This is a genomic window from Actinomadura coerulea, assembly GCF_014208105.1.
Classification (GTDB): domain Bacteria; phylum Actinomycetota; class Actinomycetes; order Streptosporangiales; family Streptosporangiaceae; genus Spirillospora; species Spirillospora coerulea.
Map to the genome: position 1 here is coordinate 4,136,880 of NZ_JACHMQ010000001.1, position 24,135 is coordinate 4,161,014.

General features: G+C 74.2%; 22 protein-coding genes. 11 read left to right on the plus strand and 11 right to left on the minus strand.

What is annotated here, in order from left to right; all coding sequences use genetic code 11:
- Positions 1–71: 71 nt before the first annotated feature.
- Positions 72–1,832: an acetolactate synthase large subunit gene (locus BKA00_RS39050; protein WP_185026813.1), complete on the plus strand. Its 1,761-nt coding sequence runs from the start codon at positions 72–74 to the stop codon at positions 1,830–1,832.
- A 19-nt stretch (positions 1,833–1,851) separates the two neighbouring features.
- On the opposite strand, the gene BKA00_RS18930 is transcribed toward BKA00_RS39050, so the two are convergent.
- The 5 genes from BKA00_RS18930 to BKA00_RS18950 all read right to left on the minus strand — a co-directional run bounded on the left by BKA00_RS18930 (position 1,852) and on the right by BKA00_RS18950 (position 6,046).
- The gene (locus BKA00_RS18930) at positions 1,852–2,652 is read right to left on the minus strand and encodes a methyltransferase domain-containing protein (protein WP_185026815.1); all 801 of its coding nucleotides are present in this window, start codon (positions 2,650–2,652) and stop codon (positions 1,852–1,854) included.
- A gap of 142 nt (positions 2,653–2,794) precedes the next feature.
- Entirely contained in the window at positions 2,795–3,001 is a 207-nt protein-coding gene (locus tag BKA00_RS18935) for a hypothetical protein (RefSeq protein ID WP_185026817.1), read from the minus strand.
- A gap of 176 nt (positions 3,002–3,177) precedes the next feature.
- Positions 3,178–5,175: an FtsX-like permease family protein gene (locus BKA00_RS18940; RefSeq protein WP_185026819.1), complete on the minus strand. Its 1,998-nt coding sequence runs from the start codon at positions 5,173–5,175 to the stop codon at positions 3,178–3,180.
- Positions 5,175–5,858, minus strand: a complete 684-nt coding sequence (locus BKA00_RS18945; protein WP_185026821.1) for an ABC transporter ATP-binding protein — start codon at positions 5,856–5,858, stop codon at positions 5,175–5,177. The genes BKA00_RS18940 and BKA00_RS18945 overlap by 1 nt, the downstream gene beginning before the upstream one ends.
- Entirely contained in the window at positions 5,855–6,046 is a 192-nt protein-coding gene (locus tag BKA00_RS18950) for a hypothetical protein (protein ID WP_185026823.1), read from the minus strand. Before BKA00_RS18950 ends, BKA00_RS18945 begins: the two co-directional genes overlap by 4 nt.
- Before the next feature lie 119 nt (positions 6,047–6,165).
- On the opposite strand from BKA00_RS18950, the gene BKA00_RS18955 reads away from it, so the two are divergent.
- The 4 genes from BKA00_RS18955 (at position 6,166) to BKA00_RS18970 (ending at position 9,243) form a co-directional block, all read left to right on the plus strand.
- Complete coding sequence (locus BKA00_RS18955; RefSeq protein WP_230298549.1) at positions 6,166–7,359, plus strand: histidine kinase; 1,194 nt, start codon at positions 6,166–6,168, stop codon at positions 7,357–7,359.
- Between the two features lie 35 nt (positions 7,360–7,394).
- Positions 7,395–8,042 (plus strand): response regulator, encoded by a 648-nt coding sequence (locus tag BKA00_RS18960; protein WP_230298550.1) that lies wholly within the window; start codon positions 7,395–7,397, stop codon positions 8,040–8,042.
- Positions 8,043–8,139: 97 nt separating this feature from the next.
- Positions 8,140–8,472: a hypothetical protein gene (locus tag BKA00_RS18965; RefSeq protein WP_230298551.1), complete on the plus strand. Its 333-nt coding sequence runs from the start codon at positions 8,140–8,142 to the stop codon at positions 8,470–8,472.
- Between the two features lie 96 nt (positions 8,473–8,568).
- Complete coding sequence (locus BKA00_RS18970) at positions 8,569–9,243, plus strand: DUF4328 domain-containing protein (protein WP_185026827.1); 675 nt, start codon at positions 8,569–8,571, stop codon at positions 9,241–9,243.
- A 34-nt stretch (positions 9,244–9,277) separates the two neighbouring features.
- On the opposite strand, the gene BKA00_RS18975 is transcribed toward BKA00_RS18970, so the two are convergent.
- The 3 genes from BKA00_RS18975 to BKA00_RS18985 all read right to left on the minus strand — a co-directional run bounded on the left by BKA00_RS18975 (position 9,278) and on the right by BKA00_RS18985 (position 13,301).
- Positions 9,278–12,640, minus strand: coding sequence for a DNA polymerase III subunit alpha (locus tag BKA00_RS18975; RefSeq protein ID WP_185026829.1), 3,363 nt, complete (start codon positions 12,638–12,640; stop codon positions 9,278–9,280).
- 1 nt (position 12,641) lies between these two features.
- Entirely contained in the window at positions 12,642–12,917 is a 276-nt protein-coding gene (locus BKA00_RS18980) for a DUF6504 family protein (RefSeq protein ID WP_185026830.1), read from the minus strand.
- 111 nt (positions 12,918–13,028) lie between these two features.
- Positions 13,029–13,301: a hypothetical protein gene (locus BKA00_RS18985; RefSeq protein ID WP_230298552.1), complete on the minus strand. Its 273-nt coding sequence runs from the start codon at positions 13,299–13,301 to the stop codon at positions 13,029–13,031.
- Between the two features lie 315 nt (positions 13,302–13,616).
- On the opposite strand from BKA00_RS18985, the gene BKA00_RS18990 reads away from it, so the two are divergent.
- The 4 genes from BKA00_RS18990 (at position 13,617) to BKA00_RS19005 (ending at position 18,562) form a co-directional block, all read left to right on the plus strand.
- Positions 13,617–14,309: a TetR family transcriptional regulator gene (locus BKA00_RS18990; protein ID WP_185026832.1), complete on the plus strand. Its 693-nt coding sequence runs from the start codon at positions 13,617–13,619 to the stop codon at positions 14,307–14,309.
- A gap of 82 nt (positions 14,310–14,391) precedes the next feature.
- Entirely contained in the window at positions 14,392–15,354 is a 963-nt protein-coding gene (locus tag BKA00_RS18995) for a quinone oxidoreductase family protein (protein ID WP_185026834.1), read from the plus strand.
- Between the two features lie 73 nt (positions 15,355–15,427).
- Positions 15,428–16,753 carry a DUF4389 domain-containing protein gene (locus BKA00_RS19000; protein WP_185026836.1) on the plus strand — a complete coding sequence of 442 codons (1,326 nt, stop codon included), beginning with the start codon at positions 15,428–15,430 and terminating at the stop codon, positions 16,751–16,753.
- Positions 16,754–16,864: 111 nt separating this feature from the next.
- A complete protein-coding gene (locus BKA00_RS19005) occupies positions 16,865–18,562 on the plus strand; it encodes a serine/threonine-protein kinase (RefSeq protein WP_221493206.1) in 1,698 nt (565 codons plus the stop codon).
- On the opposite strand, the gene BKA00_RS19010 is transcribed toward BKA00_RS19005, so the two are convergent.
- A complete protein-coding gene (locus BKA00_RS19010; protein WP_230298553.1) occupies positions 18,559–19,530 on the minus strand; it encodes an alpha/beta hydrolase in 972 nt (323 codons plus the stop codon). The two genes, BKA00_RS19005 and BKA00_RS19010, sit on opposite strands and share 4 nt — an antisense overlap.
- 106 nt (positions 19,531–19,636) lie before the next feature.
- Here BKA00_RS19010 and BKA00_RS19015 point away from each other — a divergent pair, with 106 nt between their 5' ends.
- Positions 19,637–21,313 (plus strand): serine/threonine-protein kinase, encoded by a 1,677-nt coding sequence (locus tag BKA00_RS19015; RefSeq protein ID WP_185026840.1) that lies wholly within the window; start codon positions 19,637–19,639, stop codon positions 21,311–21,313.
- Positions 21,314–21,356: 43 nt separating this feature from the next.
- On the plus strand, positions 21,357–22,760 hold the full coding sequence (locus BKA00_RS19020; RefSeq protein WP_230298554.1) for an amino acid permease: 1,404 nt from the start codon (positions 21,357–21,359) through the stop codon (positions 22,758–22,760).
- A 1-nt stretch (position 22,761) separates the two neighbouring features.
- Here the strand turns inward: BKA00_RS19020 and BKA00_RS19025 are convergent, their stop codons facing one another.
- Positions 22,762–23,400, minus strand: a complete 639-nt coding sequence (locus BKA00_RS19025; protein WP_185026842.1) for a LysE family translocator — start codon at positions 23,398–23,400, stop codon at positions 22,762–22,764.
- Positions 23,401–23,452: 52 nt separating this feature from the next.
- Entirely contained in the window at positions 23,453–24,085 is a 633-nt protein-coding gene (locus tag BKA00_RS19030; protein WP_230298555.1) for a DUF1444 domain-containing protein, read from the minus strand.
- Between the last annotated feature and the right edge of the window lie 50 nt (positions 24,086–24,135).

A 24,135-nucleotide genomic window follows, 5' to 3' on the forward strand; every position in this document is an offset into this window, starting at 1 on the left:
AATGGAGGTAGGGACCCGGGTGCTGCACGGAAGGCACCCAGGACAGACGCACACTGGAGATGAGACGCACGATGTCCACGCAGGACGCCGCCCGGCTTCTCGTCAGGACCCTTGAGGCGGAGGGCGTCGAGTACGTCTTCGGCATTCCGGGTGAGGAGAACATCCATTTCGTCGACGCGCTGAACGACTCCCCGATCCGCTACGTGCTCGTCCGGCACGAGCAGGGCGCCGCGTTCATGGCGGAGATCTACGGGCGCCTCACCGGGAAGGCGGGCGTGGCCTCCGCCACGCTCGGCCCCGGCGCGATCAACCTCCAGCTCGGCGTCGCGGACGCCACCACCAACAGCACGCCCGTCGTCGCGATCTCCGCCCAGGTGGGCCTGGACCGGATCTACAAGGAGTCGCACCAGATCGTCGACCTGGTGTCCCTGTTCCGCCCGATCACCAAGTGGTCGGAGCTGGCCCCGCGGGCGGAGGCGCTGCCCGAGATGGTGCGCAAGGCGTTCAAGACGGCGCAGACCGAACGCCCCGGCGCCGTGTACCTGGCGATCCCGGAGGACGTCGAGTCGGCCGAGGTCTCCGCCGACCTCGCTCCCCTGCCGGTGAACGTCGTGCGCTCGCAGGAGCCCTCCGCGGCCCAGATCGCCCGCGCCGCCGACGTGATCGCGCTCGCGCGGAGGCCGATCGTGCTGGCCGGCCACGGCGCCACCCGGGCCCGCGCGAGCGACGCCCTGGTGTACTTCTCCGAGCGCCTCGGCCTGCCGGTCGCCACCACCTTCAACGGCAAGGGCGTCTTCCCCGACGACCACCGCAACGCCCTCGGCGCGGTCGGCTTCATGCGCCACGACCACGTCAACTTCGGATTCGACGAGGCGGACGTGCTGATCGCCGTCGGCTACGAGCTCCAGGAGTTCGACCCCGTCAAGATCAACCCGAACGCGGACAAGAAGATCATCCACATCCACCAGTCGCCCGCCGAGGTCGACGACCACTACCCGGTCGAGGTCGGCATCCAGGGGGACGTGTCCCGGTCGCTGCGCGCGCTCGCCGACTCGGTCCACCGCCGCTTCGACGTGAACGGGACCGACCGTCCTCCAGCCCCCGCCCACCACCATCCAACGGACGAGCTCCGCTCGACGGACCGTCCTCCAGCCCCCGCCCACCACCATCCAACGGACGAGCTCCGCTCGACGGGTCAGAAGATCCGCCGGATGCTCCAGGAGGAGCTGGCCGAGGGCGCGACCGAGGACGGCTACCCGCTCTCCCCCCGCCGCATCGTCGCCGACGTCCGCGCCGCGATGGGCCGCGGCGACATCGTCCTGGCCGACACCGGCGCGGTGAAGATGTGGATGGCGCGCATGTATCCGACCTACGAGCCGAACACGCTGCTGGTGTCCAACGGCCTGTCCTCGATGGGCTTCTCCGTCCCCGGCGCGATCGCCGCGAAGCTCGCGCACCCGGACCGCAGGGTCCTGGCAGCGACGGGCGACGGCGCGTTCCTGATGAACTCCCAGGAGCTGGAGACGGCCGTCCGCGAGAACATCCCCATCACCGTGCTGATCTGGGACGACTCCGCCTACGGGCTGATCGAGTGGAAGATGGACCTCGACATCGGGCGCAGCTCGAACACCAGGTTCGGCAACCCCGACTTCGTCCGGTACGCCGAGAGCTTCGGCGCCCGCGGCTACCGCGTCGAGTCGGCCGCCGAGCTGCTGCCCACCCTCCGCAAGGCCCTCGCGGAGGACGCGGTGTCCGTCGTCGCCGTCCCGGTCGACTACTCCCACAACCTTCGGCTGACCGACAAGCTCGGCGAGCTCACCGGCCCCTTCTGACGCCGCCCGCGGCGGCCGGTCAGGCGCGGCAGACGATCTCGCCGTGGGTGACGGAGTACCAGCCGTCCTCGGCCGCCGCCCACGCCTTCCAGCCCTCGTAGACGCGCTGGAGCTCGGCGCGGGTGGCGTGGCCTCCGGCGACGGCGTGGTCGGCGACCGACGACCTGACCAGGCGGCCGCCCCAGGACTCGCTCCACCACTCGCGCTCCTGCGGGGTGGCATAGCACCAGGCGGAGGCGGACGCGGTGACGTCGGTGAACCCGGCGGCGCGCGCCCAGGAGACGAGGCGGCGGCCGGCGTCGGGCTCGCCGCCGTTGCCCCGCGCGACCTCGTAGTAGATCGGCAGCCAGGCGTCCATGCCGGGCGGGTTCGGGTGCCAGGCCATGGTGCCGAAGTCGGCCTCGCGCACGGCGACGATCCCGCCGGGTCTCGCCACGCGGCGCATCTCCCGCAGCGCCTGGACCGGATCGCCGACGTGCTGCAGGACCTGGTGCGCGTGGACGACGTCGAACGTGCCGTCGGGATGCTCCAGGGCGTGGACGTCGGCCACCGCGAACTCGACGTTGTCCAGCGAGGCGGTGTTCCCGCGCGCCTCGTCCAGGACGGCCTCGGCCGAGTCGGCGGCGACGACGCGGCCCGGCGCGACGCGTTCGGCGATCCCGGCCGTGATGGTGCCCGGCCCGCAGCCGACGTCCAGCACCGACAGGCCGGGCCGCAGGTGCTCGATCAGGTGGGCGGCGGAGTTCTCGACCGTGCGCCACTGGTGCGAGCTCAGGACGCTCTCGTGGTGGCCGTGGGTGTAGGTCGCCTTCGCGGTCAATGGGATCACCTCTCTGTGTCCGGTGTCCCTACCGTACGGCCGCTTCTCAAATTTTGAGAAATGTGTATCAACATATGAGACAACCGGGCATGAAGAAAGGGATCGGGGCACCGGCCCCGATCCCTTTCCGGGTGGGTGTGCGTCAGGCAGCCACGGCGACGCGGCGCGCGGGCAGGGGCTGCGGGCGCACCGGCAGTGCCTCGACCGCCGCGAGCGGGGCCGCGGTCTCGGCGTAGCCGTTCAGCGCCGCATGGGTGAGCTCGGTGAGCCACGGCTCGACGACGGTCCGCTCGGCGGGCCCGTCAAGCCGCGGCTGGGTGAGATGGAACGTGCCGGTCGCTGCGCTCACTGCCAACGCCCCTTCCTTCGCCCGGTGGGGCCGCGCCTGTGCGAGCGCCACCGTCCGTCACATACCCCTAGGTACGTCGTTGAAAGCGATCTGGTTCGGCATCTGTTCCCGATGTCTCCCAAATCACAAGGTCAACGCTACGCGGGGGGTCTGACATTCTCGAGCCCTCATTCGGTCTAGTCGGGGCGCGGGGCGGGGTCGGCGGTCACGGAGCGCAACAGCGGGCGGCTCAGCGCGCTCGCGCCCAGGACGCCCCCGAAGCCGAGGACGACGAAGCCCGCTAGCCCTGCCAGGCCCGAGAGCCCGAACCCCTGGGCGAACGGCAGGCCGAAGAGCAGGCCGGTCAGCAGCGAGCCCCCGCCCATGACGGCGAGGGGGATCAGCGTCTCCTGGCGGCGCGCCCGGTCCAGGACGGACAGGGGCGTGCCCGCCAGGCGCAGCATCGCGTACGTCTGCCTGCGGTCCAGGACGGCGGACGCCCCGGTGATGCCCGCGCTCGTGGTCCCCACCAGGAACGAGACGGCGAGGACGATCAGCGCGCCGGTGCGCAGGTCGGCCACCAGGAAGTCGCCGGTCACCTCGTCGTCGGCCGGCGTCGTGGCGACCTTGCCCGGGACCAGGCCGGTCAGCGCCGTGCGGGCCCGGTCGACTGCGGCCGGGCCGCCGGAGACGGTGACCGTCACGACGCCGGTGGGGCCTACGGGGGCGCCGGCGGCCGGGGGGCCGCCCTCCGTCTCGATCCTGCGCACCGAGACTCCCGCACCGAGACCCGCGAGCCTGCCCTTCGCCTGCTCGGCGACGGCGGCGGACCGCTCGTACGGGACGGCCAGTCTCAGCTCGTCCCGCGGCTGACCGGCCGACGGATGCGCGTTCAGCAGGGCGAGGAACCCGGCCACGAAGCCGGTCAGCGCGACGCCGGCGACCGTCCGCCAGGCCGAGCGCGGGTCGTCCATGAGGCGGCGCCCGGCCAGCAGCCGGGCCGGGCCGCGCGCCGTGCCGACCGTGACGCGGCCGATGACCGCCACCACCCACGGGCCGGCGAAGTTGATCGCGAGGAAGGCCAGCACCAGGAAGACCATCAGAACGATCATGCCCGCCCGGCCCATGTCGATCAGGCCGCCGCCCACCGCGCCGAAGGCGGCCACGACGGCGAGCAGCGCGGCGACCCGGACGGCCCGCATGCCGGGCGGGGTCTCGCGGCGCGCGACGCCGAGGGGGCCGACGACCACGCGGCGCAGGCCGGCGACGGCGCTGGCGCCGACGAGCACGGGCACCGCCGCGATCAGTCCCGCGAGGACGAGCGGGCTCGGCCACAGGTCCCCGGCGAACCAGCCGCCGCCCGCGATCGTGACCCGGGTGAGCGGCGGCACCGCCGCCGCGTACAGAGCGAGCCCGGCCGCCGCGCCCCCGGCGGCCGTCAGCACCGCCTCGGTCGCGGTGATCGCGACGACCTGGCCGGGGGTGGCGCCGACCAGCCGCAGCGCCGCGAGCCGGCTGTCGCGGCGGGCCACCGTGAGCCGGGCCGCGGCGCCGCCGAACACCAGCAGCGGCACGGCCATCAGCACCGACGCCAGGCCCGCCAGCAGCAGGTAGACGCCCGCCGACCAGGACGCGCCGGTCGCGAACCGGTCGACGCGCGAGGGGCCGCCGGTCGTCCCCAGATGCTCGACGGCGCCCCGGCCGGCGGTCATGGCGGGGTCGTCCGGGGCGCGCCCGACCACCGCGACGAGCTCTCCGGGGTGGACGAGCGCGCCGCGCCCGAGGATTCCCGCCCGGGAGGGGAACCGCCGGGCGAGCCGGTCGGCGGGCAGGTCCCGCATCAGGCGCGCCAGGGCGGGCGACGTCCACACCTCGCCGGGCTTCGGGAAGCGGGTCATACCGGGCGGGACGGGGGCGTCGGCCCTCAGCGCGGCCAGGTCCACGACCGTGATCGGCTTCCCCCGGACGTAGTCGGTCGACAGCGCCTCGACCATCGAGGGGTTCGCGGCCGGCTTCCCCGGATGCCGCCAGGCGTCGGCGTGGGCGCGCTGGAGGAACGCGTGGTCGGCGCCCACCGCGAACAGCAGGAGCCCCGTCGAGATGGCCACGGCGGCAAGGGTCAGGAGCGAGCCGAGCGCGTTGTTCCAGCCGCCACCGCGCAGCAGGCGCCAGGAGAGTTCCACTGCCGTGCGCATCAGGCCGTCCTCTCCAGGGGCGGCCGGACGCGGCCGTCGCGGACCTCCACGACGCGGTCGCACCAGGCCGCCACCGAGGGATCGTGGGTGACGACGACCAGGGACGCGCCGTTGTGCCTGGTGGCGTCCACGAGCAGCCGCATGGTGTCGTGGCCGGTCGCCTGGTCGAGCGCGCCCGTCGGCTCGTCGGCGAACACGACGGCCGGGAGGGGCACGAGCGCGCGGGCGATCGCGACGCGCTGCGCCTGGCCGCCCGACAGCTCGCCCGGGCGCCGGTGCTCCAGCCCGTCCAGGCCGAGCGGCCCGAACCAGTCGCGCGCCGCCCGCACCGCCTCCCGCCTGGGCGTGCCGTTCAGCATCAGCGGCAGCGCGACGTTCTCCACGGCGGGCAGCTCGGGGAGCAGCTGCCCGAACTGGAACACGAAGCCGAACCGGCTCCGGCGCAGCGCGCTGCGCCGGAGCTCGCCGAGCGCGTCGATCCGCAGGCCGAGCAGGTGCACCTCCCCCGCGTCCGGCTTCATGATCCCGGCGAGGCAGTGCAGCAGCGTCGACTTGCCCGACCCGGACGGACCCGTGATCGCCACGGCCTCGGCGCGGCCCACGGCCAGGTCGACGCCGTCCAGCGCGACGGCCGTCCCGAAGCGCTTCACCAGCCCGCGGCCGAGCAGGACGGGCTCGCTCACGCCGCCTCCCCCCGCTCTCGCGCCGCGCCCGGCCCGTTCTGCGGACGCAGGTCGACGACGGTGCCGGGCGGACGGGTGCGGCGCCGGTCGCGGACGGACTCGGCGATCTCCATGGCGGGCATCACGACGCCGCCGTAGACCACGAACGCGGCGAACGCGGCGGCGAGGGGAACGAAGAGCAGATACATGGCTCAAGCGTGCGCCGCGCCGCCACCCGGCCGCATCGGACGCGAAGCCGGTCCCGGAGGCCGCGGATCGGCCGAATGGCCGATCCGGCACTCCGCACCGGGTCGTACGCTGCGTGAACGTGAGCGACATAGGGGCACGGCTGGACCGCATCCATTCGGTGGGCGGCTGCCTGGTGCGCGCGGCGTACGCGGGGTTCGCGTCCCTGTACCTGCTGGGGTGCGCGGCCGCCGGGCTCCGGGACGGCCCCACCCTGTGGATGGTGTTCGTCGCGCTGGTGGCCAACGTCGCGGCGGTCTCGGGGCGCGGCTTCCTGGTGTGGGCGGCCGGCGCGGGGGCGCTGTCGGCGCTCAGCACCCTCTGCCTCGGCACGGTGGTCCGGCCCGAGCTCGGCGCCCCCAGCCTGTTCGCGGAGATCGGCGGCCTGCTGATCGTCATCGCGCGGGTGGTGTGGAGGGCCCGCCGCGACCGGCTCGTCCCGATCGCGGTGCTGCTCGCCGCGGCGGTCCTGGCGACCCCGCTGCGCTGGTCGCTGATCGCGGCGGCGCTGTTCACCGCGCCGCTCGGCATCACCGTGGCGGTCGCGCTCGGCGTCGGCCTCTACCTGCGGGCGCTGGACGCGCGGCGGGCCAGGTCGCTGGCCTCGGCGCGCCGCGACGAGCGGCTGGAGCTGGCCCGCGACCTGCACGACTTCGTCGCCCACCACGTCACCGGCATCGTCGTCCAGGCGCAGGCGGCGAGGTTCACGGCCGGGTCGGGCACCGCGCAGACGCAGGAGCAGCTCGACCGGATGCTCGGCGAGATCGAGAAGGCCGGAACCGAGGCGCTCACGTCGATGCGGCGCATGGTCGGGCTGCTGCGCGACGCCCAGAACGTCAACGCCCCGGACGGGGAGGCCCTCCCGGACGGCGGCTCCAGTACCCGCCCCGTCGGCGACCTGGATCGGCTCAGGGACCTCGTCGAGGGGTTCGCCCATCCGCCCGCCGCGCTCACGCTGGAGCCCGGCCTCGGCGCGCTGCCGCCGGAGGTCGCGGCGTCGGCGCACCGCGTCGTCCAGGAGGCGCTGACCAACGTCCGCAAGCACGCCGCCGACGCCGCGTCCGTGCGGGTCACGCTGGCGCGGGTCGGAGCCGACGTCGAGGTCGCCGTGCGGGACGACGGGCGGGGGCGCGGCGGCCGGCGGCTGCCGTCCGGCGGGTTCGGGCTCACCGGTCTCGGCGAGCGGGTCGGCGCGCTCGGCGGGCGGCTGCACGCGGGACCGCGCCCTGAGGGCGGGTGGGAGGTCGTCGCACGGCTCCCCGTACCGGACGGATGACCGAGATGACCAGCGATGCTGACACAATCGGAAAGGTGACCATCCGTGTACTGATCGCCGACGACCAGGAGATGGTCCGGACCGGGTTCCGGATGATCGTCGACTCGCAGCCCGACATGCGGGTGGTCGGGGAGGCCGCCGACGGCGCCGAGGCCGTCGCGCTGGCCCGCCGCCTGCGCCCCGAGGTGTGCCTGTTCGACATCCGGATGCCGCGCATGGACGGGCTGGAGGCGACCCGCGCCCTCGCCGGCCCGGGCGTTCCCGACCCGCCCCGCATCGTCATCGTGACGACGTTCGACATGGACGAGTACGTCTACGGGGCGCTGCGCGGAGGCGCGGTCGGGTTCCTGCTGAAGGACAGCGGGCCCGCGCTGCTGGTGGAGGCCGTCCGCGCGGCGGCGAACGGCGGGTCGCTGGTGTCGCCGTCCATCACCGTCCGGCTGCTGGAGCACCTGGCCAGGCGCCCCGCCCGGCCCGTCCAGCCGCGCGAGCCGCTCACCGAGCGGGAGCTGGACGTGGTCAGGCTCGTGGCGCGCGGCCGGACGAACGAGGAGATCGCCGCGGAGCTGTACGTGTCGCTCTCCACGGTCAAGACGCACCTCGGCAGCGTCAACCGCAAGCTGGAGACGCGGAACCGCGTCGCGACGGCCGCGTGGGCCTGGGAGTCGGGCCTGATGACCTGACGGCCGCGGCGGGGGAACGCCGGCAACGCAGACGGGGAGACACGCGGAAGACGGGGGAGGCTCGGCACTGGCACCGGAGTCGATGAACGGACTGCCCGTGACCGTTCTGGTCGTATGGGTACTGTGCGCCGCGGGCTGGGGCGCCGTCCTGCTGGCCCTGCGGCGCGGCATGCACGGGCCGTCCAGGGGGCCCGCGCTGTTCGCGCACACCGTGACCCCTGCGGGAACCGTCCTGCTCTTCTCGCTGATCGGCCTCGGGTCGCTGTACGCGACCATCGCGCTGGCCGCCGAGTGGTGGGCGCTGCTCGCGGTGACCCGGTTCCGCCCCGAGCGGCTGCTGTCCACAGGTGGCCTCGGACGCCTCGCCGCCTGGGCCGCCGTCACCGCGGCCGCGACGTGCGCGGTCACGCGGTTCGCGCTCCCCATGTGACGATCTTGTAAGGGCCCGAACTCCCGTTGGGCCGCGCCGGTCAAACGTACGTAGTATCCGAAACAGTCAACAGCAAAGGCCCTGGGGAGGTGGACCATGCCGTGTGCGCTGTGCGGCGACATCATCCCGACCGAGGTCGACCGGTGCCCGGCCTGCGGCGCCTGGGCGCGGCGCCGCGACTTCAGGGCCGTCGGGGTGGCCGTGTTCATGCTGCTCGGCTTCAACGCGTTCGTGGCCCTCGGCTCGGGGATCAGCCTGCTCAGGCTGGCGCGGCCGCTGCACGGCGCGACGCACGACAGCTACGACGCCGCCGCCACCGGCAAGGCCCTCGCCCCCTACGCTGACGTGTTCACGATCGGCGCGATCATGGCCGGGGTGACCGGCCTGCTGTACCTGACCTGGCTGTGGCGGGCGTTCCACCAGTCCCCCGGGCCGCACCGCCACCACCGCGCCTGGGTGCTGCTCGCCTGGTTCCTGCCGGTCGTCAACCTGTGGCTGCCGCCCCGGATGGTCTACGAGGTGTGGGTGAACAGCGGCCGGTACCGGACGGCCGAGCGGCAGGCCGCCGGGCTCGTCGTCGGAGGCTGGTGGGCCTGCGCCGTGACCGGCCTCGTCCTCGGGCGCGTGTTCACGCACGGCAGCGTCGAGACCCTCGCCGACGCCCGCCTCGACGTGCACGTCGGCGTCGCCGCGGCCGCCTTCCAGGCCCTCGCCGCCGCCCTGTGCATGGCGACCGTCTTCCAGATCACCCGGATCCAGATCACCCGGTGAGCCGCCCGGACCGGGCGGACCGGGGCGGCGCCGGTCAGGTGGGGGTGGGGCCGGAGCTTCCCTGGCTGGTGTGCCAGAGCGGGGCTCTCGGCGGGCGCTTGACGCCCGGCCCCGCGTGGCCGATGTCGGAGTACGGCGACATCGCGAAGCCCGTGGGCTGGACGATGCGGCGGCCCACGGGGCGGCTCCGGCCGGGCGGGCCCGCCATGGCCGCGCGGACGGCGTCCGGGCCGCCGCGGCGCCACTCCTCGTGCAGGGTGTTGAGGTCCCAGCAGGCGCTCGCGGTGATCGAGACGGCGCGGTCCCCGGCGCGGCGGATCCGCCCCCGGGCGACGAGCAGCCAGGAGCCGAACACGGTGGCGGCGCACCTGTCCTGCACCGACTCGAAGAACGTGAGGTCGACCGGGCCGGTCGCGTCGTCCAGCGTGGCGAAGATGACGCGCTGACCCGACCTGACCGCCGGGGTCTGCGTCGCCACCTTGACCCCGGCGACCAGGACCTCGCTCTTGTCCGGACGCCCCGGCAGGTCGGCGGCGCTGACGACGCCGAGCCCGGCCAGCAGCCCGGCGTAGAAGGTCATGACGTGCCGGCTCACGTCCATGCCCAGGATGTCCAGCTCCGCCTCGACCACCTCGGCGGGCGTCATCGGCGGCAGCCCGGCCGGCGTGATCTCCTCCGCCGGGCCGGTCGCCGCGACCGCCGCGATGTCGTCGCCGTCCTCGCGGCCGAGGGGGAGCTGGCCCTCCGGGACGCGCGCGGGGCGGGCGGCGCCCCGGTCGAGGGCGCCGACGCGGCACAGCAGGTCGCGGCGCGGGACGCCGTCGTGCAGGGCGTCGAACGCGCCCGCCAGGACCAGCCGCTCGACGATCGGGCGCGACACCCGGGCGCGGCGCCAGAAGTCGGTCAGCGACCGGTACGGCCGGGCCCCGGTGATCCTGCCGATCTCGGCGTCGGAGATGCCCCTGACCTCGCTCAGCGCGACCCGGATCCCGGCCGGGCCGCCCGCCGGGAGAGGTTCGGCGCGCCAGTCGGCCTCCGAGCGGTCGACGTCCAGCGGGAGGATCGGGACGCCGAAGTGCCGGGCGTCGTCGAGGATGACCCGCTTGGGGTACATGCCGGGGTCGTGGGTGAGGACGCCGGCGTAGAAGGCGGCCGTGTGGTGCCGTTTCAGCCAGGCCGACTGGTAGGTGGGCAGCGCGAACGACGCGGCGTGGGCCTTGCAGAAGCCGAACGCGCCGAACGCGGTCAGCATGCGCCACACGCGCTCGACCGTCGCCCCGTCGTACCCGCGCGCCAGCGCCCGTTCACGGAACCAGGCGCCGACCACGGCCTGCCCCCGTTCGTGGTTCAGGCTCCGCCGCGCCGCCTCCGCCTTGGACAGGCCGCAGCCGGTCATCACGTCGACGACGCGCAGCACCTGCTCGTGGAAGACGACCACGCCGAGGCTCTCCCGCAGCGCCGGTTCGAGGTCGGGATGCGGGTAGGCGGGCTCCCGGTTTCCGGCGCGGGCCTCCAGGAACGGCGTCACCATGTCGGAGTTGACCGGGCCGGGGCGGAACAGCGAGATGTCGATGACCAGGTCGTCCAGGTCGCGGGGCTGGAGCCGCCCGATCAGCTCCCGCTGGCCGGGCGACTCGATCTGGAAGCAGCCGAGCGTCCGGGAGGTGCGCACCAGCGCGTACGTCGCGGGGTCGTCGCGCGGGACGTCCTCCAGCGCGATCGTCTCCCCCGTCACCCGGGCGACCTCCGCCACCGCGTGCGCCATCGCCGACTGCATCCGGACGCCGATCACGTCGAGCTTCAGCAGCCCCATCGCCTCGACGTCGTCCTTGTCGAACTGGCTCATCGGGAACCCCACGGCGGCGCGCTCGACCGGGACCCGGTCCCGCAGGCCCGGGTTGGACAGCAGCACGCCGCACGGGTGCATGGCGATGTGGCGGGGCAGCCCGTCCAGGCGCTCGGCGATCCGGAACAGCACCTCCAGCCGTCCCGCCGCCAGGTTGCTCTGCCGGAGCTCGGGCAGGTCGTCCAGGGCCGCGCGGATCTGGTTCGCCCGGATCCGCGGGAACGCCTTGGCGATCGCGTCGATCTCCTGGGGCGGGAGCCCGACGGCGTTGCCGACGTCGCGCAGCGCGCTGCGCGCCCGGTAGGTCTCCATCATCGACACGCACGCCGTGGCGTCCGCGCCGAACCGGTCGAACAGCGCCTCGTAGGCCTCCAGCCGCCGGGCCGACTCCACGTCCAGGTCGATGTCGGGCAGGCCCTCGCGGCTGTCGGCGAGGAACCGCTCCATCACCAGGTCGTGCCGCAGCGGGTCGAGATCGCCGATGCCGATCAGGTAGTTGACCAGGCTGCCCGCGCCCGAGCCGCGGATCGCGCAGCGGATGCCGCGCGCCCTGATCAGCGCGGCGGCGTCGGCGACGGTGAGGAAGTACGGCGCCAGGCCCTTGCGCCCGATCACGCCGAGCTCATGGTCGAGCCGCGCGGCGGCCTCGCCCGACCCGGCGAGCCCGCGCCGCGCCATCCCCTCCGCGCACCGGGCGGCGAGCCGGGCGTGCGGGTCGCCGCCGACGGCCGGCAGGTGGACCTCGTCCATGCCGAGGTCGCCGCCGGGATCGAGGACGCAGCGCTCCGACAGCCGCCGGGTGGCCGCGAGCAGCGCGCCGGCCTCGTCCGGGCCGCAGCTCCGCTCCGCGACCCGGCGCATCTCGGGGACCGACTTCAGGTACGCCTGGCCGGTGCGGTCGTCCAGGTGCCGCCGGTCGAGCGGGACCAGGCGGCGCGTCGCGTCCAGGACCTGCGCGACCGGGTGGTCGGACGGGTCGAGGTAGCGGACGGCGTTGCCCAGCACGGCGGGCACCCCGGCCTCGCGGGCGAGCGCGAGCATCCGCGCCGCCCGCGGCCCGTCGCCCCTGTCGCGGTGGTCGACGATCTCGATCACGGTCTCGGCGGCGGCGCGCCACGCCGCCAGCCGGGCCGCCGCCACGTCCGGGCGCCGCCCGGTGAGGGCCCGCCCGACGTCCGAGGCCGGTCCGAGCAGGACGACGAGGCCCTCGGCGTGCGCGGCGACCATCTCCCTGGTCACCAGCGGGCGGCCGCGCTCGCCCGCCGCGTGCGCCGCCGTCACCAGCCGGCACAGCGACCGCCACCCGGCGCGCCCCTCGGCGAGGACCACCACGCGCTCCTCCCCGGTGGAGGCGACCCTGAGGTCGGCGCCGACGACGGCGCCGATCCCCGCGTCCGCGCATGCCAGGACGTGCCGGACCGCGCCGTACAGGCCGTCGCGGTCGGTCAGCGCCAGCGTCTCCATGCCGAGGACCGCCGCGCGCTCCGCCAGCGCCGCGGGCGGCGCCACGCCGAACCGGAGCGAATAGGACGAAGCGACATGAATGTGCATGTCAGTCCCATACCCGGGATAGCAGCCAACTGTCGGCCGCCACGTCATAACGCAGCTCGTAGACGCCGATCTCCCGGTCCGGGGTCGCCTCGATCCGCCAGAACTCCCGCTCGCCGGCGGCCTCGCCGCCCGGATGCCGCTCCCGCCACCAGTCGCGGGTCGTGACCCAGTGCTCCAGCACCCGCCGGACGGTGTAGAGCCGGCCACGCCAGACGAACCGGACCGGACGGCCGTCGCTCACCCAGACGTCCACCGGATCGCCGAACACGCGCGTCATCTGCCTCCCCCTCGCGCTCGCCGCACGGGGGAAGGAGCATGCGGACCTCGTTCTCGAACAAACGTTCGGAGACGAGTCTAGGGAACCCCGGGCCCGGGGGGCAAGGCGGGGTCAGCCGAGAAGCGTGCGGACGCGGTCGGCGACCTCCCCGGGCCGGGCGGCGTCGGCCATGCCGCCGGCGGGCCACAGGTAGTACCAGCCGTCGCCGCACGGGGTGGCGAGGACGATCACATGGCGTCCCGTGCCCGGCGCGTAGACGGCCAGCAAGGACTCCCCGGGCCCGGCGAACCGCCAGGCCAGGCCCCGGGCCTCGACCTCGCGCGCGAGCGCCGCGAGGTGACGCCGGCGCATCTCGGCGATCTCCCGCCCACCGACTACAGACACATCAGCCGCCTCAGCTGGTCCGAGCCGCCGGCATGACGTTGCGCGATCCTCCGGCGACGGTTGGTGACCGCTCCTCAGCATGACTCCGATCCGGCGGCCGTGCGGGGAGAATCCCAAGAGTGGGGACGGGTGTACCCCGCCCGCTAGGGGATGGTCCGCAGAAGCGGTGTAACGCACCGTCCGGATAGGTGCCAATCACCGCGCAGGTGGTTTCCGGTCCCCGGAACCTGAACCGCATACGGAGGCTCCGTCCGTGATAAAAGCCTCTGTGAGGCGGGCATCGCCCGCGTCAGCCAAAACAGAAGGAGCGAGCCGATGAGCGCCGTCCCCGCCGGCGACCCGTCAGGCCACACGAGCCAGCGCGTCGAGGGGCACGGGCCGGAGCAGGGCCGCGCCCTGGCCGGGCTGCGCGAGCGAAAGAAGCAGCGCACCCGCCTCGCGCTCGTCGACGCCGCCCTGGACCTGTTCCTCTCCCAGGGGTACGAGGCGACCACGATCGACGAGATCGTGGCGGCGGTGGAGGTGTCGCAGCGCACCTTCTTCCGCTACTTCGGCACCAAGGAGGACGTGGTCACGAGCTTCCTCACCGAGCACGACCAGGTGCTGGCGGAGGCCCTCGCGTCCCGTCCGCCCGAGGAGCGGCCGTTCACCGCGCTGTTCGAGTCGCTGCGCGTCGTGCTGCGGACGATCGCCGAGAGCGACCCGGCCGACGGCGCCCGGTTCCGCCGCGTCCGGCAGGTGATCGAGGCGACGCCGTCGCTGATGGCGGCGCAGATGGCGCGCTACTCGGCGTCGGCGGAGGCGCTCGCCGCCGAGATCGCGCGCCGCGAGGGCGTCGACATGGAGCAGGACCTGCGGCCGCGGATCGTCGTGTCGTTCTACCTGGCCGCGACCAAGGTCGCGTTCGAGGACTGCGCCCGCCACGACATCTGGGACGCCGGGACGGTCGCGGCGCGCGTGGAGGAGGCCGTGACGCTCGTCAGCCGGACCATGCGCGACTGGGTGTGAGCGTCCCGCCGGTGGAATAGCCCGCAGGGGCGCCGGGGTTCTCCCGGAGCGTCCACGCGAACCGACCCGTCAGGAGAACGACATGCGCGCGATCGTCATCACCCGCACCGGCGGCCCGGAGGTCCTGGAGGCGTCCGAGCGCCCCGACCCGGAGCCCGGGCCGGGCGAGGTGCTGATCGACGTCGCGGCGGCCGGGGTCAACTTCATCGACGTGTACTACCGGACGGGCGCCTACCCGCAGGAGACCCCCTACACGCCGGGCGTCGAGGCGGCCGGGACGGTCGCGGCGGTCGGCGAGGGCGTCCGGGAGTTCTCGGTGGGCGACCGCGTCGCCTGGGCGAACGTGCAGGGCGGCTACGCGGAGAGGGCCGTCGTCCCGGCGGACAAGGTCGTCCCCGTCCCCGGCGGGGTGAGCCTGGAGGACGCGGCCGCCTCGCTGCTGCAGGGCATGACCGCGCACTACCTGACGAGGTCGACGTATCCGGTCCAGGAGGGCGACACCGTCCTCGTGCACGCGGCGGCGGGCGGGATGGGGCTGCTGCTCACGCAGGCGGCCGTCTCACTCGGCGCCCGGGTGATCGCGACGGCGTCCACCCCGGAGAAGGAGAAGCTGGCGAAGGACGCGGGCGCGGACGCCACGATGGGCTACGACGGGTTCCCCGAGCGGGTGCGGGAGCTCACCGGCGGCGAGGGCGTCGCCGTGGTGTACGACGGCGTCGGGGCGCCCACGTTCGACGGGAGCCTGGAGAGCCTCCGGCGGCGCGGCACCCTGGCCCTGTACGGGGCGGCGGGCGGCCCGGTCCCGCCGTTCGACCCGCAGCGCCTCAACCGCGCCGGATCGGTGTTCCTGACCCGGCCGTCCCTCGCCCACTACGTCGAGAAGCGCGAGGAACTGCTGGAGCGCGCCGCCGACGTCTACGCCTGGGTGGAGTCCGGGGCCGTGAAGGTCCACGTCGGCCGCCGCCACGACCTCGCCGAGGCCGCCGCCGCGCACGCCGATCTGGAGGCCAGGCGCAGCACCGGCAAGCTCCTGCTCATCCCCTGACCGTCCCGCCCGGCGCCGCGGCCTCCCCTAGGCTGGCCCCGGACGAACGATCTTTCGAGGAGCGCCGCCCCCCATGACGACGTACGCCGCCGGACCGCTGGAGCACGACGAACCCCGCGTCCTCGGCCCGTACCGCCTGCTCGGGCGGCTCGGCCGCGGCGGCATGGGGACGGTCTACCTGGCCGCCGAGCCCGACGGACGGCGGGTCGCGGTCAAGGTCGTCAACCGCGAGCTGGCCGGGGAGCCGGCGTTCCTCGCCCGGTTCCGCCGCGAGGTGACCGCGGCGCGGCGCGTCCACCGCTTCTGCACCGCGCCCGTGATCGACGCCGAGCTCGACCAGGACCCGCCGTACATCGTCACCGAGTACATCGACGGGCCGAGCCTGGAGAAGGCGGTCGGGGACAAGGGCCCCCTGCCCGGCTCCGACCTGGAGGGCCTCGCGGTAGGGGTCGCCACCGCGCTCGCCGCCATCCACGGCGCCGGGATCGTGCACCGCGACCTCAAACCCGCCAACGTCCTGCTGTCCTCCACCGGCCCCCGCGTCATCGACTTCGGCATCGCCCGCGCCCTCGACGCCGCCGACGGCCCCACCCGCACCGGCCAGTTCGTCGGGACCCCGTCCTACATCGCGCCCGAGGTGCTGAGGGGAGAGCCGGTCGTGCAGGCGTCGGACGTGTTCGCGTGGGGCTGCGTCGTCGCCTACGCCGGGACGGGGCGCCCCCCGTTCCAGAGCGGCACCGTCGCCGAGACGTTCCGCCGCATCGAGCACGAGGAGCCCGACCTCGCCGGCCTCGACCCGCGGCTGCGCGACGTCGTCGCCGCCGCGCTCGGCAAGGACCCGCGCGACCGCCCGACGGCGCGGCGGCTGCTCACCCTGCTCGTCGGGCAGGAGAAGGCCGACCTCACGCAGGCCGTGGAGACGATCTCGGCGTCGTGGCGGAGGCCGGATCCGGCCGCGGAGCCGGCCTCCGGCCCGGACGCCGCCCCGGACACAGGGAGGCCCGCGGCCGTCGGGGTTCCGGCTCCGAGGCCGGCGCCGGAGGCCCCGGCGCCCGCGGCCCCGGCGGCGCGCGAGGCCGCCACGGGCGAGGAGACGGTCCTCGTCGACCTGCCGTTCCCGGCCGCCTGGCGCGGCCCCCGGCGCTGGCTCACCCTGCTCAGGGGCCTGCTGGTGGTCCCCCACCTGGTCGTGATGCTGCTCATGTACACGGCCCTGGTCGTCGTCTTGCCGCTCAGCTGGCTGGTCATCCCGTTCACCGGCCGCTACCCCCGCGCCCTGTACGCGCTGGCCGTCGGCTGCCAGCGCTGGTCCAGCCGGGTCGTGGCGTACGCGTTCGGGCTCACCGGCGAGAAGCTCCCGCCGTTCCGCACCCTTCCGCGCGCCCGCCGTACTCACTGAACGCGGGCGCACTCCACGCGGACGCACTGAACGCACTGGCGACTCCGCGCGTCCGAATTACCCTGGACCGCTAGTGTTCTACGACAAAGACTCCCGAATCCCCTCAGGATCATGATGACCACGCACGCAGGAGAGAACGGGGAGACCCTGCGCCCCGACGACCCCGCCGAGCTCGGCCCCTACACGCTGGTCGGGCGGCTCGGCCGGGGCGGCATGGGGACGGTCTACCTCGGCGAGGACCGCGCCGGCCGCCGCGTCGCCGTAAAAATGATCAACCGGGAGCTCGCCGGAGAGGGCACGTTCCGGGAGCGGTTCCGGCGCGAAGTGACCGCCGCGCGGCAGGTCCGCCGGTTCTGCACCGCGCCCGTGATGGACGCCGAACTGGACACCGACCCCCTGTACGTCGTCACCGAGTACATCGAGGGCCCGAGCCTGGAGAGGGCCGTCGCCGAGCGCGGCCCGCTGCCCGGCTCCGACCTGGAGGGCCTCGCGGTCGGCGTCGCCACCGCGCTCGCCGCCATCCACGGCGCCGGGATCGTGCACCGCGACCTCAAACCCGCCAACGTCCTGCTGTCCTCCACCGGCCCCCGCGTCATCGACTTCGGCATCGCCCGCGCCCTCGACGCCGCCGACGGCCCCACCCGCACCGGCCAGTTCGTCGGGACGCCCAACTACCTGCCGCCCGAGCTGCTGCGCGGCGAGCAGGTCTCGTCCGCCTCCGACGTGTTCTCGTGGGGCTGCGTCGTCGCCTACGCCGGCACGGGACGCCCCCCGTTCGGGGGCACCACGGTTCCGGAGATCTTCTACCGCGTCGTGCACGAGGAGCCGAAGCTCGACGGGCTCGACGCCGGCCTGCGCGACGTCGTCGCCGCCGCGCTCGACAAGGACCCGCACCGGCGGCCCACCGTGCAGGACCTGCTCGGACGGCTCGTCGGCAACGGCAAGGCCGACCCGGCGAGGCTCGCCGAGACCGTCCAGGCGGGCTGGCACGGACCGGCGGGCGAGCCGACCGTCCAGCCCCGCCCGGCGCCGGCCGCCTTCCAGCAGCCGCCCCCGCCGCCCGCGGCTCCCGGCGCCACCCGCCAGGACGCGCGGCCCGCCGCCCCCCGGCCGGGCGGCGGGCCGCCCCGGCGCCCGCTGGTCATCGGGGGCGCCGTCGCGGCCGCCCTCGTCCTGCTCGCCGTCGTCGGGTTCCTCGCGCTGCGCCCGGACGGCCCGCCCGAGAACCTGGCGACGACGTTCAGCGACGAGTTCTCCAGCGACGGCTCCGGCTGGGGCAGCTTCAGCGAGCAGTACACCTACCTCAACGGCGCCTACCGGATCCAGACCTACGGCACCCTCGGCGCGATGGGGCGCGAGGTGCCCAAGGACGAGTTCGCCCCCGACCCGATGCTGGCCACGGTCGGCGCCAAGGTGGCCCAGGGGTCCCCCGACGGCATGTACGGGCTCTACTGCCGCTCGGCAGACGACAACTACTACATGTTCCTGGTCCGCAACGACGGCAAGGGCGCGGTGGTCCGCAAGATCACCAAGGATCGCGGCACCAAGGAGCTCGACAACCCCGACTCGGTCCCCGGCTACTCCGAGGGCGAGTCCAACAAGCTCCAGATCGCGTGCGAAAGCGGCGACGGCGGCAAGCAGGTGCGGCTGCGGCTCTGGGTGAACGGCCACCGGGTCATCGACAAGACGGACACCGACCAGCCGCTCGGCAACGGCAAGGCCGGCCTCCAGGTCGAGCGGGGCGGCAACGCCGCGCAGCAGATCATCGTCGACTTCGACGACTTCGACCTGTCGAAGATCCTCGGCTAGGCCGGGGCCGGCCGGTCCGGCAGGTAGCCGTTCGTCCACCGGGTCAGCTCCGCGAAGACCTGCGAGCGGGCCGCTTCGGCGGACAGCACCAGGTCGTGCAGGCCGCCCTCGATCCGCACGAGCGTGACGTGCCGCCCGATCCGCGGCGCCCACCGCGCCATGTGCTCGACGTCCAGGACGGCGTCGGCGCCCGTCACGTCCAGCACCCCGCGGGTCGGGCGGACGCTGCGCGTCGACGCCATGACCAGCACCGGGACGTCGACGTCCAGGCCGCGGTGCAGGCGCAGCTGCCCCCGGCGCACGGCCGCCAGCCACGCGGCCCGCACCGGGAACCCGGCGAGCGGCTTCCAGGCGAGGTCGAACTCCCACTCGCCCTCGTGGTCGCGGTGGATGCTGCGCGGGTACAGGTCGGACACGCCAGCGGGCAGCTTCGCCTTCGGGAACCGGGGACGCAGCGCCCGGGCCAGGCCCGCGCCGAGCTTGCGCATCACCAGCGGCTCGGCGATGTCCAGGAACGGGCTGTTGAGGAACACGCCGTCGACCAGGCCCTTCCCCTTGGCCCGGTCGGCCCACAGGGCGGCGACCAGGCCGCCGGTCGAGTGGCCGTTCAGCAGGAGCGTGTCGTGCCCGTCCACGTCCCGGACGATCCGCACCGCCTCGTCGATCTCCGGGAAGTAGTCCGACAGGCTCTCGACGTAGTTGGGGGTCTGGTGCGGGCGCAGCGAGCGTCCGTACTTGCGCAGGTCGAGCGCGTAGAAGTCGAAGCCGAGCTCGACGTAGAAGTCGGCGAGGTGCCGCTGGAAGAAGTAGTCGACGAACCCGTGCAGGTAGAGCACCGCCCGCCGGGACGGGTCGCCGCCGCCGCGGCGCCGCACGAGCGTCGCCACGACCTCGCCCTCGGCGTCCCGGCCCATCGGCAGCTCGATCGCCTCGTACCCGGGGCCGAGCACGTCCGCCGTAACGTCCACTTTTCCTCCCGTTGTCCGGTGAACTGATGCCCCATGATCGGGCGTCAAAGAGGACGACCGTACGACAGACTGAATCACAGCCCCTCTCCACCCCGGGAGTCGAGCCATGCAGGCGCCCCTCCGTGACCGAGACCCGCGGCTGCTCGGCCCGTACGTGCTCACCGCCCGCCTCGGCCGGGGCGGCATGGGCACCGTCTACCTCGGCGAGGACGAGTCGGGGCGGCGGGTCGCGGTCAAGGTCATCAACGCGGAGCTGGCCGACGACGAGGCCTTCCACGAGCGGTTCCGCAGCGAGGTGACGGCCGCGCGGCAGGTCAGCCGGTTCTGCACGGCCGCCGTCCTGGACGCCCGCCTCGACGGCGACCCGCTGTTCGTGGTGACCGAGTACGTCAACGGGCCGTCCGTCGAGGAGGCCGTCAAGACCGGCGGCCCGCTGCGCGGCGGCGACCTGGAGGCGCTCGCGGTCAACATCGCGACGGCGCTGGGCGCGATCCACGGCGCCGGGATCGTGCACCGCGACCTCAAGCCGTCCAACGTGCTGCTGTCCCCGACCGGGCCGCGCGTGATCGACTTCGGCATCGCCCGGGCGCTGGACGCCACCGAGGGCCCGACCAGGACCGGCCAGTTCGTCGGGACGCCCGCCTACATCGCGCCCGAGCTGATGCACGGGCGGGAGGTCACGCCGGCCGCCGACGTGTTCTCCTGGGGTTGCGTCGTCGCCTACGCGGGCACCGGCCGCGCCCCGTTCGGCGGCGGGACGCTCCCGGAGGTCATCAGCCGGGTGACGTCCGCCGACCCCGACCTGGAGGGCCTCGACCCGGCCGTCCGCGACCTGGTGGCCCGGTCGCTGGCCAAGGAGCCCGCCGACCGTCCGACCGTGAGGCGGCTGATCCAGGCGCTGACCGGCGGGGACACGCCGCCCGCGACTCCGCCCCCCGTCGCGCCGCCCGAACCGGAACCGGAGCCCGAGCCGACGCCCGCCCCCATCCCCGCTCCTGCGCCTCTGACGAATGTCGACTCCGTTCCGGCGACGCGTCCGATCGGCGCGCCGGCACCGGCGGCCCCGGCGCGGAAGCCGGCCCCGCACCGCGGCCTGCTCATCGCCGCGACCGGGGCGGTCCTCGCCGTCTCCGCCGTGATCGGTGCCCTCAACATCCCGGGCGGCGACGACGCCCCGGACGCCTCGGGGCCCGCCGGGGCCGCCGTCCTCGGCGACGAACCGCCGGAGGTCAAGGACAAGGTCTTCGACGACAACTTCAGCGACGCCGACTCCGGCTGGAAGACCTCCGCCGCCCCGGTCGTCGACGCGTCCTACCGCGACCGGAAGTACGAGGTCCGCGTCCTGCCGAAGGCCGGGCGCACGACCGTCGACGCACCCGTGAGCAGGATCCCCGACTCCCAGCTCATCGAGGCCGAGGTCACGCCGAAGGACGCCTACGGCGAGGCGGGGGTGTACTGCCTGGGAAGCACCGGCTACGCGTTCCTCCTCGGCTCGGACGGGCGCGCGCGCATCGCCAAGCTGGCCACCTGGCAGGCGCAGACCGTGACGACCGGCATCGCACCCAGGCTGCGCGAGAGGAACCGCCTCCAGGCCGCCTGCGTCAAGCGCGAGGACGGCAACATCGACCTGGCGATGTGGGTCAACGGCAAGCCGGTCGCCTCGTCCGCCGCCACGCCGCCGAGCAGCGCCCCCGGTAACAGCGGCCTGCTCGTGGTCCGCGACGAGGGCGCGAGCGGATGGCCGCAGGCGGTCTTCGACGACTTCGCGCTCTGCGAGGTCTGATCCCCTTCGGACGCGTCCGCCCAGGTCACCTACTGTTGTCGTGATGTCTGAGAGCAGTGGGGGCACCGGACTGCGCACCGGACTGCGCCGCCGCCACATGACGATGCTGGCGATCGGGGGCGCGATCGGCGCCGGGCTGTTCGTCGGCAGCGGCGCCGTGATCGGCACCGCCGGGCCCGCCGCCGTCCTGTCGTACGCGGCGGCCGGGCTGCTGGTGCTGTGCGTGCTGCGGGCGCTCGGCGAGATGGTCGTGGCGCGCCCGGTCGCCGGATCCCTGGCCGAGTACGCGCGGATGGCGCTCGGCCCCTTCGCGGGCTTCACGATCGGCTGGCTGTACTGGTACCTCTACGTGATCCTCGTCGGCGCCGAGGCGACCGCGGGCGCCGGCATCCTCGCCGGCTGGACCGGCCTTCCGCAGTGGACGCTGGCCGCCGCGCTGCTGGTGACGATGACGGCGGTGAACCTCGTCTCCGTCCGGTCGTTCGGCGAGTTCGAGTTCTGGTTCGCCTCGATCAAGGTCGCCGCGATCCTGGTGTTCGTCGTCCTCGGCGTCCTGTACGTCACCGGCCTCTGGCCCGGCTCGCCCGGCGGGCTCGCCGTCCTCACCGGGCACGGCGGGTTCGTCCCGAACGGCGCCGGATCGGTCTTCACCGCCATCGTCGCGGTGATGTTCGCGTTCGGCGGGACGGAGATCGTCACCATCGCCGCCGCGGAGAGCGAGGAGCCGGGCCGGGCCGTCGCCAGGGCCACGAGCAATGTGCTGTGGCGCGTCGCGCTGTTCTACGTCCTGTCGATCCTGCTCGTCGTGTCGATCCTGCCGTGGAACGACGCGAAGATCCTCACCAGCCCGTTCGTCAGCGCCCTGGACCGGCTGGACGTGCCCGCCGCCGGCACCCTCATGCAGGCGGTCATCCTCACCGCCGTCCTGTCGGTGCTGAACTCGGCGATCTACGTCTCGTCCCGGATGCTGTACGTGCTGACCCGCGACGGCGACGCCCCCGCCGCGCTGGTGCGCCTGAACCGGCGCGGCGTCCCCGTCCGGGCGATCCTGCTCGGGACGGTCGCGGCGTGGGCGGCGGTCATCGCGTCCTACGTCTCCCCCGACCAGGTCTTCAAGTTCCTGATGAACTCGATCGGGGTCGTGCTGGCCTTCGTCTACCTGGCGATCCTGTTCTCGCAGCTGCGGCTGCGGTCCCGGCTGCGGCGCGAGGACCCGGCGAGCCTCACCTACCGGATGTGGCTGTTCCCGTACCTGACCTGGCTGGTCATCGCCGCCCTCATCGCCGTGCTGGTCTCGATGGCGTTCATGGACGGGCAGCGCTCCCAGCTGGCCGCCTCCCTCGCCAGCCTCGCCGTCGTCGCGCTCGCCTACCCGCTGCGCCGCCGCTTCGGCAGGCGGCCGCCGGTCGCCGCCCCCGTGGCGCCGGCGCGCGGGACGGGGGGCTAGCTCAGTCCTTGCGGCCCGTCGCGGCGACGGTGACGCCGAGACCGATCATCATCAGCCCGCCGGTGCCGCCGATCGCCGCGAGGCGGCGCGGCGAGCGGGCGAACCACTCGCGGGCCGCCCCCGCCGCGATCCCCCACACGCTGTCGCAGCACAGCGCGATCACCGCGAAGATCGCGCCGAACACCATCATCTGGAGCTCGACGTGGCCGTTCTCGCGCGCCACGAACTGCGGCAGGACGGCCGCGAAGAACACGGTCGTCTTCGGATTGGTGATGCCGACGAGGAAGCCCTGCAGCAGGGCCCGGCCCCCGCCGCGCTCCGCCCCGCTCCCGGCGATCGCCTCCTGGAGCGAACGGCGGTGCCGGATGGCCTGCACCCCGAGGTAGACGATGTAGACCGCGCCCACGATCTTCAGCGCGGTGAAGACGACGACGGAGCGTTCCACGATCGATCCGACGCCCACCGCGACCGCCGCGGTCAGCACCAGCGCGGCGAGCACCCCGCCCACCACCCCCGCGAGCGCGGTGCGCCGGCCGTGCGCCAGCGCGCGGCCGACGACGAACAGGACGGACGGCCCCGGGATCAAGATGATCGCCAGCGCCATCGCGGAGAACGCCAGAAGCTGATGAGTCGACACCATGCCCCGGAGACTACGCATTCCGGTCATGGCGGCCCACCCGTTTTCCGGCCGGTCAGGTCGTGAGGATGTCCCAGGCGTCGCCGCGGCGGACCAGGAGGTTGTGGGTGAGAAGGCTCCCGGCGGGAACGTCCCACGCCGGTTCGGCGCCGTCGTCCCCGCGGTCCTCGGCCCACACCTGCGCGACCGCCCAGCGGAGCTTGTCGACGCCGTCCGGGTGGCCGGTGCCGGACGCGACGAACACGTCCCGCGCGGGCGCCGCGACGACGAGGTCGCCGTCCACGTCCTGCGCCAGCTTCTCCAGGAACCCCTCGTCCAGCAGCAGGCCAGACTCCAGGCCCCCGCCGCGCGCGGACGCGCCCAGCGACACCGTCACGGCGCGCGCGTCGGGGTACCAGCTGAGGCTCAGCTCGGGACGCAGGTCGCGCAGGTTGATCACCGCGTGGCGGCGCAGCTCGCCCTGCGCCACCCCGAGGTCGGCGCAGTGCCGGCGCGCCACGTGCTCGTAGCGGCGCCCGGACGGGGCCCCCTCGTCGGCGACCTCCAGCGCGTAGGTGACGTACAGGTCGGCGGCGAACGGGTCGCGGATCGGCTCCTCGTCCGCCGGGAGCGGGAACTCCAGCTGGACCTCGGCCGGCACCCGCGCCTTCATCAGCGGGACGATCAGCTTGGACCGCGGGTCGGTCACGGGGCGTTCCTCCTGGTGCTGTGCCTGCGTGCGCCTGTGTTCACGAGTGG